The 8,856-nt window shown below is 68.6% G+C and carries 9 protein-coding genes; 2 read left to right on the top strand and 7 right to left on the bottom strand.

The window, feature by feature from the left end; translation table 11 throughout:
* On the top strand, positions 1-930 hold a 930-nt coding region (locus tag AB0J04_RS36670), incomplete at its 5' end, for an LLM class flavin-dependent oxidoreductase (protein ID WP_363172934.1).
* Between the two features lie 73 nt (positions 931-1,003).
* Here the strand turns inward: AB0J04_RS36670 and AB0J04_RS36665 are convergent.
* From AB0J04_RS36665 to AB0J04_RS36635, 7 genes are all read right to left on the bottom strand, one after another.
* A complete protein-coding gene (locus AB0J04_RS36665; protein WP_363172933.1) occupies positions 1,004-2,458 on the bottom strand; it encodes an aldehyde dehydrogenase family protein in 1,455 nt (484 codons plus the stop codon).
* A gap of 643 nt (positions 2,459-3,101) precedes the next feature.
* Positions 3,102-3,659, bottom strand: a complete 558-nt coding sequence (locus AB0J04_RS36660) for a nuclear transport factor 2 family protein (protein WP_363172932.1) — start codon at positions 3,657-3,659, stop codon at positions 3,102-3,104.
* A 448-nt stretch (positions 3,660-4,107) separates the two neighbouring features.
* Positions 4,108-5,022, bottom strand: coding sequence for a TIGR03564 family F420-dependent LLM class oxidoreductase (locus AB0J04_RS36655; protein WP_363172931.1), 915 nt, complete (start codon positions 5,020-5,022; stop codon positions 4,108-4,110).
* 7 nt (positions 5,023-5,029) lie between these two features.
* A complete protein-coding gene (locus AB0J04_RS36650) occupies positions 5,030-6,034 on the bottom strand; it encodes an SDR family NAD(P)-dependent oxidoreductase (protein WP_363172930.1) in 1,005 nt (334 codons plus the stop codon).
* Positions 6,031-6,612: a carboxymuconolactone decarboxylase family protein gene (locus tag AB0J04_RS36645; RefSeq protein ID WP_363172929.1), complete on the bottom strand. Its 582-nt coding sequence runs from the start codon at positions 6,610-6,612 to the stop codon at positions 6,031-6,033. The genes AB0J04_RS36650 and AB0J04_RS36645 overlap by 4 nt, the downstream gene beginning before the upstream one ends.
* Positions 6,613-6,757: 145 nt before the next feature.
* Positions 6,758-7,531, bottom strand: a complete 774-nt coding sequence (locus AB0J04_RS36640; protein ID WP_363172928.1) for an SDR family NAD(P)-dependent oxidoreductase — start codon at positions 7,529-7,531, stop codon at positions 6,758-6,760.
* Positions 7,532-7,587: 56 nt separating this feature from the next.
* Positions 7,588-8,196 (bottom strand): TetR/AcrR family transcriptional regulator, encoded by a 609-nt coding sequence (locus AB0J04_RS36635; protein WP_363172927.1) that lies wholly within the window; start codon positions 8,194-8,196, stop codon positions 7,588-7,590.
* A 114-nt stretch (positions 8,197-8,310) separates the two neighbouring features.
* Between AB0J04_RS36635 and AB0J04_RS36630 the strand changes: the two genes are divergently transcribed.
* Positions 8,311-8,838 (top strand): VOC family protein, encoded by a 528-nt coding sequence (locus AB0J04_RS36630; RefSeq protein WP_363172926.1) that lies wholly within the window; start codon positions 8,311-8,313, stop codon positions 8,836-8,838.
* Positions 8,839-8,856: the final 18 nt, after the last annotated feature.

The following is an 8,856-nucleotide window of genomic DNA, read 5'->3' as shown; positions in this document are numbered from 1 at the left end:
CTCGTACTGGACGTACTTGGGCTTTCGGCCGGTGCGGCGAGAGTGCGTGCCGGGCGTCGCGACGGGGCGAACGTTGCCTGCCGCGGCACTAGCCTCAACGCCCTGGCACCGGGCCGGATCATCTGCGGAGTCGGCACCGGAAACACCGCCCGGCGCACCCTGGGCATGCGGCCGACCACGGCGGCCAGGCTGGAGAACTTCACCGTCGCACTGCAGGACCTGTGCGCCGGACGTTCGACCGAGTACCGCGAAGGTGACCGGGTCCGCGACATCCGGTTCCTGCACGCCGGGGCGCACGTGAACACCGCCGACCCGATCGAGTTCGTCGTGGCCGCGCTGCTCGGACCGAAGGCCGCCGCCGTCGCCGGCCGCCGCGGCACCGGCCTCATCTCCTTCGGCCTGCTGGACCCCACCGCCTGGCACGCGCTGCACGACACCCGCCGCCACGCCGCCCAGGGCACACCCCGCGACCTCGACTCCCACACGGACTCCCGGGCGGACTCCTACGTGGTCACCTCGCTCCACATCCTCGACGAGGACGAGGACCCCCACGGCGAGGCGGCCCGGGACGCGACGGGCCACCTCGTCCTGTCGCTGCTGGCCTTCGCCGCCGACACACCCGCCTTCGCCGAGCAACTCGGCCCCGAGGAACGCGAGGCGGTGCGGCGGCTCCTCGACCGGCGCGGCACTACCGCCACCGCGCCGGACCGGCACACCCGCCTCTACCCCAACTACCTCGGACGCATCGCACCGCAGGACCGCGACCTGGTGCTGCCCTCGCTGATGAACACCCTGGCCCTGGTCGGCACCCGCGACGACCTTCTCGCCCGCGTCACCACCCTGGAACAGGCCGGCGTCGACGAACTCCTCATCCAGCCGGTGATCGACCCGCCCACCGAGATGGCCCTGCTCGCGAGACTCCTCACCTGAGCCGAGCCGACACCATCAGTGCCGACACCATCAGTGCCGATACCGATAAACGGCTGCGATAACCGATCATCCGCTACAGCATTGTATAGACAGATTTCGTCTTCATATAGGCCTCGATGCCGTCGATCCCGTATTCAGCTCCCCAGCCGGACTGTTTGTGGCCGCCGATAGGCAGGGCAGGGTCCCAGACCATCTGACAGTTCAGTGTGACCATCCCCGCTTCCAGGCGTTTCGCCAGACGGTGGGCGCGGCCGACGTCGCGTGTCCAGGCAGTCGCCGCGAGGCCGTAGACCGAGTCATTCGCCAGAGCGAGCACTTCGTCATCGTCGTCGAACGGCGTGACCGCGACCACGGGACCGAAGATTTCCTCTTGGACCAGCCGCATGTCGGGCCGCACCTGCGTGAGGACGGTCGGCTCGACGAAGTATCCGGGCCGGTCGCGGCGGTTTCCGCCGGCGACCACTTCTGCGCCGTCCCTCTTGCCTTCTTCGATGTATCCCGTGACACGGTCGAGCTGCTTCTGGCTGACGACGGGGCCGATATCGATGTTGTCGTCGTGGCTGCCGCCCTGGCGCAATGCCCGAGCGATCTGGGCGATGCCGTCGACCACCCGGTCGTAGATTCCGCGCTGCACGTAAACCCGCGATCCGCAGATGCAGCCTTGTCCCGAGTGAACGAAGATCCCCATGGCGGCTGCCGGAATGGCCTGCGCCAGGTCGGCGTCATCATAGATGAGCACCGGTGATTTTCCGCCGAGCTCAAGCAGGACCTTCTTCAGGTTGCCGGCCGCTGCATGAATAATCTTCTTGCCCACCTCGGTCGATCCCGTGAAGGAGATTTTGTCGACGTCGGGGTTCTCCGCCAGAGCGGCACCGGCAGTGTGGCCGTGACCGACAACGATATTGACAACACCATCGGGCACTCCGGCCTGGGCCAGGATCTTCTCCATCACCAGCGCGGAGAGCGGCGTCTGCTCCGCGGGCTTCAACACACAACTGCAGCCCGCGGCGAGTGCCGGCGCCAGCTTGATGGCCGCGACATGGAAAGGCCCGTTCCACGGCGTGATGAGCCCGACCACGCCGACAGGCTCCTTGAGCGTGTAGCCGTGGATCTCCGCGGATTTCCCGGAAAGCCCCCCGGCCATGTTCACGTCATGCGCAATGCCGTTGATCTTCGTGCACCAGCCGGCGCAGTAACGGAAGAATTCCGCGGAAGCGAACATGATGCTGCGGGCCTGCGACACGGGCAGGCCGCCGTTGCGCGCGTCGAGCTCCGCGAGTTCATCGGCGCGCTCCTCGATCAGATCGGCGACGCGCCACAGGATCCGGGAGCGCTCACTCCCGGTCTTGCCACGCCAAACCCCGGACTCGAACGTCGCACGGGCCCGCGCAACCGCTTCATCGATTGCGGCCGCACCGCCATCGGCGAATTCGCCGATCTGCTCCCCGACCGATGGATTGAAGATCGGGACCATCTCGGAAGTCCCCGGCCGTTTTCCGATTTCTTCCAACACTGCCGAAAGCGTCATTTCGGAGCCCCTTCGATCTGAACGGACATAGCTGCGGACGCGCCGGACACCCTCGGGTCGAGGCAGCCGCCGTCGGGGTGACCGGGCGGCCCGCCGGCACGATCCCCGACCTGTAGACCCACGCGGCGTCGATCGCCTCTCGCCCGACGCGGGCTTTCGTCGTGACCGGTACGTACTGTCTGCGGAACGAAGAGCCGAGACCGTGCCCGATGCGAGATTCACGTCCACCCACACCGCTCGCTGAACAGGTGTTCAGCAACCGCGCTGTACATTGTTTAGCATGGGCTCTCAAACACCGTCAAGAACAATGACGGCGTGACCGAGCCCGCCGTAGGGGCGCCGAGAATTCCGAGACGCGAGTCCTGGAATCCGGCGAACCGCTGCGGGGTCTCCGGGAGCTCAGCGCCAACCGGGTACCACCGTGATCGGGGAGTTCACGGCCCTGGCCAACCACCGCCCGGCCATCCGCGCGGAGTTCGCCGGACACGACGAGCGGTACCGCGAGGCACCGTTGGAGTGCCTCACCCAGAGGGTTGCGTCCACGTTCCGCGCGCCGTCTGCGCGGCACGACCGGCTGCGAGTGCAGGTCTCGTCCCCCACCCTGAACGGGTCACGGCTGAGTCGTCGCCCTCATGGGGGTGCTCTACCACCGCTGTACGGGTGTCTCCGCCAGGCTCAACGGCCGGGCGTAAGAAGGGTCTTCCCGGTCCCAACTGCCCTGGATGAATCCGGTGAAGGCACCAGAGGTGAGGAGTGCGGTGTCGCCGCGGGACGTCCACTCGACGGTGCAGCGTCGCAGAGCGATCCGCCACTGTCCGTTCCGCCGCTCCAGGCGGTCGAGATAGCGGCCGCCGATGAGGTGCACGTCCTTGCCGTCGCGGGCGCGCATCGCGCCGATCACGTAGCTCTCGCAGTGCGCCACGTCGCCGTTGATCTCGCAGGTGTGCGTGGTGATGTTGTGCAGGTGGTCGGCGAAGACGCAAGCGTGTGCCTCGTTGGCGTACGCCCCGTACAGGGGGCCGGACTTCACGACGGGACCGTGCTCGTCCGTACCGTCCTGGTGGTACGCGCTCGCCATCAGTTCCTCGTCGTGCCGGTCGTGGCCGCGTGCATGGTTCATGACGCAGTCGAGTACCGCGAGACGGTCCCTGACGTACCTGAGCTCGCTGCGGAGTTCGGTGAGTTCTTCCTCGACGGACATTTCGTTCCTCCATGCCTTGTCGGGCGGCAGTCCTTCGGCGGCGTGAGGGGCTACGCCGGCCGGAGTTCACTCCTTGTCGGGTTGAAGCCGTGGCAGCCGCCGGGCCGGACGTGCAGATCGGCCACGCCCCGGCCTGCCGGATCCGGGCGGCGTAGGTGACGGCCTCGTCGCGGAACGTCTCCGCGCCGCCCATGTCGATGCAGTCCGGCGGAAGACTCCCCCGGTCGGTGGCACGGGGCGCGGGCCGCGTAGGCGGAGACGTCCGAACCGCCCCGGGCCTCGCCCGGCAGGGCTGTCCGGCCGACGGGGTTCGCCTGCCTGCCCACAGGTCGCGGCCTGCCGTCCGGAGTGCCGACGGGGTGTCGTCGCGGGCGTCGGGCATCGGGCAGATCGGCATCCGGCCGGTCGTGCGCGGACCGCCCCGGTCGCGGGCCTCCGAGCCTGTTTCTCAGGCGGTGAGTCGCCGCAGGACGCCGCGGGTGCGCTTCATTGACCCGCGTTTGTCCTCGCCGACCGGGACGATGCTCGCGTGGATGTCGGTGGCCCCCGCGTCGAGCAGCTCGCGCAGTTGGGTCTCGACGGATTTCTCGTCACCGATGACGGCGGCATCGGCCGGGCTGTCGGCGCCACCGATCGCCATGATCCGACGGTAGGCAGGGGAGTTCGCGTACATGACCGAACTCGCCGCCACTGCTTCCCGGGCCTCCTGCTCGTCATCGTGCACGGCCACCGGCAGCCCGGCCACGATGCGCGGTGCCGGCCTGCCCGCCGCCTCGGCCGCAGCCGTCAGATGGGGGACGACATGTCGCTCGATCGCCGCCGCCGGCGCCATCCACAGCACCACGCCGTCCGCGTACTCGCCCGCCACGCGCAGCAGTCGCGGGGAGAGCGCGGCCAGTAGTACGGGGACGCTCTCGGCGCCGCGCACGGTGCCCGCGGGTACGTGGGCGGTCCACTCCTCGCCCGCGAAGTCGACCGCCTCGCCGCGCCGTACGGCGGTGAGAATACGGAGGTATTCCTCGGTGTTGCGGCCGGGCCGGTCGTAGGACATGCCGTACATGCCCTCGACGACTGCCGCATGCGACGGGCCGAGCCCCAGGGTGAAACCGGGGCGGCCCATGGCCATCGCGACCGAGGCCGCGCGCTGGGCCTGGAGCAGCGGGTGGCACGGGTAGGTCTGCAACACCGCCGTGCCGAGCTCGATGGTCGAGGTCTCCCGTCCCGCCAGCGCCAGCGCGGCGAGCGGATCGCCCTGGACGATGCTGGCGTACCAGAGGGAGTGGAAGCCGTCGGCCTCCGCCTGCCGCGCTTGCGCGATGAGTTTCTCCGGCGTCGAGGCGCCGCCGGTCAGTCCGATACGCATGAGGGGTTCACGCTCCTGGCTCTCGGGTCGGGACAGGGGCGTGGCCCGCCAGTAGCTGCTCGGGGACCACGGTCCTGAGTTCGTCCAGCGTCCAGGGAGCGCCTTCCTTGGTGACCTCGGCGACCGTGCTGATCTCGGAGTAGAGGGCGATGCGTCCTCCGGCGGTCACGGTGAACACGGCGCCGTTGATGTATGCGGCTTCCTCGGTGGCGAGATAGGCGAGGAACGGGCCCAGCTTCTCCGGGGCCTGGTGGTCCTTCTCTTCGTCGTCGAGCCGCTTCTTCAAGGCGTCGATCTCGGGGCCGCCCCCGGCCAGCCGTTTCCGCATCGACGCACGCCAGTTGATGTGATTCCGGGACAGGGAGCGTGGGCAGAAGGCGTTGCAGGTGATACCGCTTCCGTCGAGCTCTCCGGCCACCGCCCGGGTCAACGCGGCGATGCCCGCGCAGGCGGCGCTGTAGGGCGCGAGCATCGGCTTGCCGGGCAGCGCGTCCGACGACGCGTTGAGAATCCGGCCGAACCCCTGCCGTCGCATGATCGGAAGCACGTGGTGCATGACGTTGTACGTGCCGGTGAGCTTGGTGTGGGTCTGCAGCAGCCAGTCGTCCGGCGTCACCTTGTGGAAGGGGCCGAAGCCCGAGCCGGCGGCGCCGTTGACGACGATGTCGACCCTGCCCCACTCGTCCATGGCCGCCTGGACCAGTTCCCCGGCCACCTCGAAATCGCCGGGATCGCCGAAGAACGGGATCGCCTCGCCGCCCTCCGCGATGATGGCGTCCGCGGTCGTACGGGCGTCACCGCTGATCGACGCGATCAGCCGTCGGTCCTCGTCCGTCAGCAGTCTCTCCGTGGCGTCGGCATCGGACCAGGCCGTCAGGCCGACCGACCCGGGCTTGCGGTTGTTCGTGACGACCTTCGCGCCCTCGCGGGCCAGTCCGACCGCGACGCCCTTGATCGCACCCATTCCGGAGCCCGTGACCACGGCCACCTTGCCGTCCAGCCGCGTACTCATCCGCTCGCCTCCTCGGACGGGACCTGAGTGTCCAGGCCGAGCGAGCGGGCGAACCAGCTGACCGTTTCGTAGCAGCCGGCCGTGAAGAGCACGTCCAGGAGCTGACGCCGGTCGAGTGCGTCCGACAGGGTGTCCCAGGTCGGTTGCGTGACGACACCGTCGTCGACCAGCTCGTCGACGGCCCGGACGAGCGCGCCTTCCAGCGGGTCGGGGAACGTTGCTTCGGTCCCGCACGCGATTCGGGCGGTGTCGGCGTCGGTCAGGCCGGCGGCTCGGGCGCCGAAGAGATGGTGATCCCAGAGGTACGCGCAGGCGCGGCGGGCCGCGATCCGCAGGGCGATGATCTCGACCTGCCGGGGTGTCAAGGTGGTGTCGAAGAGGACGTGCCCGTTGAACTCGAAGAAGGAGCGGGCGAGTTGGGGGTGGTGGGCGAAGGAGCCCAGGATGCCGTCGGTCGGCGGGCGGTCTTCTGGCGGGCGCAGTGGCAGGCCGTGTTTCCTGGGGTCCAGCGCGTGCAGGGCCTGGTACATGTCGCCCGGCCAGGAGGCCGGTGGAAGCGGTGCTATCCGGGCGTTCACGCCGTCTCCTCGCAGATGCTCCGATGGGGATGTCCGGGACGGGGGTCGTTCCGGGACGGGGTTTGTCGTTCCAGGACGGGGGTCGTTCCAGGACGGGGATTCCGGACGACGGTGATGACGATGGAGAGGTCAGACGATGGAGAGGTCAGACGATGACCCGGCCGCCGTTCACGCCGACGACCTGGCCGGTGATGAAGCCTGCTTCGTCACGCGCCAGGTAGGCGCAGGCCGACGCGATGTCCTCCGGACGTCCCACCCGGCGTACGGGGGTGCTCTGTACGTGCGACTCCACGCCCGAACCGAGGAATCCGGCTTCCGCGCTGCCACGCAAGGCGGGTGTGTCGATGAAGCTGGGCGGGACGATGTTGACCGTGATGCCCTTGGGGCCCAGTTCCTGGGCCAGCGACCGGCTGAGCCCGATGACGCCGGCCTTGGAGGCGGCGTAGTGCGCCTGCCAGGTGTTTCCGGTCTGTGCGCTGGAGGAGGAGATGTTCACGATCCGCCCCCAGCCGGCCCCGATCATGTCCGGTACGACCGCCTGGCAGCAGTGGAAGGTGCCGGCCAGGTTGACGGCCATGACACGTGCGAAGTCCTCGGCGGAGATGTCGAGGAAGCGCTTGAACGGGGAGATGCCGGCGTTGTTCACCAGGATCGTCACGGGCCCGAGGAGCGAGCGGACTTCGGCGAGGGCCTCGTCGATCCGGCCCCGGTCGGCGACGTCGACCGGCAGACCGACCGCCGTGCCGCCGGCCTCGGTGATCTGTGCCGCGGCTGCCTTGGCGGAATCGCCGTCGAGGTCCCATACGGCGACTGCGGCCCCTTCGGCTGCGAGCCGCATCCCCGTCGCCAGGCCGATGCCGGAGCCGGAGCCTGTGACGATCGCTGTGCGTGGTTCTGACCATGCTGGAAGACCACTCATGCTGAACGACCGTATAAGGCCCCGGTGATCCTGACAAGAGTCGTGCGTACGAAGAGTCACGCCTCAGGGGCGCGGTCGCCCCTGTTGTCGTCGAACCGCGACAGCAGTTGTTCCACGAGTGCCCGGGTCTCGGCGTGGCCTTCTGTGATGCCGAGTTCGTCCTCCATCACCAGACCCCGGGACAGGCAGCCGAGGACGACCAGCAGAGCGGGCAGCGGCACCTCCTGCCCGGTTGGCTCCGGCTGCCCCCAGCGTCGGCTCTCCAGGAGTGCCAGCTGCAGCCGGCGGAACCGCATCGCGTACTCGGCGATCTCGCTCCGGATGCTCTTACGGTGGTTGGCCAGCGCCATGAACTCTGTGAGCAGCACTGTTCCCGAAGGCTCGATGCTGAACTCCCACAGTGCGTGCAGTGGTTGCGGAGATTCGAGCACCCGGGCGTGCCTGCTCAGGTTCTTCTCCGCGCCCTGACGGAAGACGGCGAGGAACAGATCGTCGAGGGTGGCGAAGTAGTAGTGGACCAACGCGGGTGTCACCCCGGCCTCGCGGCCCACCCGGCGCGAGCTCACCGCCGCGTAGCCCTCTTCCCGCATCAGGCGCTCGGTCACGTCGAGCAGTGCCTTGCGCGTCTCGGAGTTGTCGGTCGTACTGCGGCGTGTGCCACTCACCGTCATCATCTCCTTGACGCTCTTGGAGCATTGTGTTGAACTCCTGTTCAGTGCTGAGCCTAGCGGACCGATGGCGGGCCATGCCAACCGGTCGACCACAGCGAGGAGTCCGCGATGGACGTCAAGTCGGAGACCGGCATCGGAACGCTGACGGGCCGCCTGGGCGCGAGCCTGTTCCAGCAGGCGTGGGTGGTGTCCGACCTGAAGGTCGGTGAAGAGGCCATGCGCACGGCGCTCGGCTGCGGCGAGTTCACCGAGTTCCGGATGGAACAGAAGTGGACCCTGCGCGGCGAGACCGTCCCGGGCGGGCTCGCGCTTGGTTACGCCCGCAGCGGCAACATGCAGATCGAGCTGATGCAGCCGTTGGCGGGTACCAGCATCCAGCACGAGTTCTTCGCAGAACACGGTGCCGGACCACACCACTTCGGGTATCTCGTCGCCGACCTCCACGCTTCGCTGGCCGCGGCCCGGCGCGACGGCTTCGACGTGGCGATGTCCGGCCGGTTCGGCAGTGTCCGAGTCGCCTTCCTCGACACCTATGCCGAGCTCGGCCTCTATCTGGAACTCATCGAGGACCCCGACGATCTGTACTGGGCCACCCGGGCGTGGCGGGATGCCCGCGATCAGGTCCACGTCGCCTGAAGCGGGCTACGCGGGATG

The organism is Streptomyces sp. NPDC050263 (genome assembly GCF_040655955.1).
GTDB lineage: Bacteria > Actinomycetota > Actinomycetes > Streptomycetales > Streptomycetaceae > Streptomyces.
The sequence above is the reverse complement of the archived record's forward strand: the minus strand, read 5'-3'. Positions and strand labels throughout refer to the sequence as shown.

Coding starts and splice junctions, on each gene's coding strand:
- AB0J04_RS36650 (WP_363172930.1), bottom strand. CDS start 6,034: ATGAGTACGCGGCTGGACGGCAAGGTGGCCGTGGTCACGGGCTCCGGA.
- AB0J04_RS36660 (WP_363172932.1), bottom strand. CDS start 3,659: ATGTCCGTCGAGGAAGAACTCACCGAACTCCGCAGCGAGCTCAGGTAC.
- AB0J04_RS36630 (WP_363172926.1), top strand. CDS start 8,311: ATGGACGTCAAGTCGGAGACCGGCATCGGAACGCTGACGGGCCGCCTG.
- AB0J04_RS36640 (WP_363172928.1), bottom strand. CDS start 7,531: ATGAGTGGTCTTCCAGCATGGTCAGAACCACGCACAGCGATCGTCACA.
- AB0J04_RS36655 (WP_363172931.1), bottom strand. CDS start 5,022: ATGCGTATCGGACTGACCGGCGGCGCCTCGACGCCGGAGAAACTCATC.
- AB0J04_RS36665 (WP_363172933.1), bottom strand. CDS start 2,458: ATGACGCTTTCGGCAGTGTTGGAAGAAATCGGAAAACGGCCGGGGACT.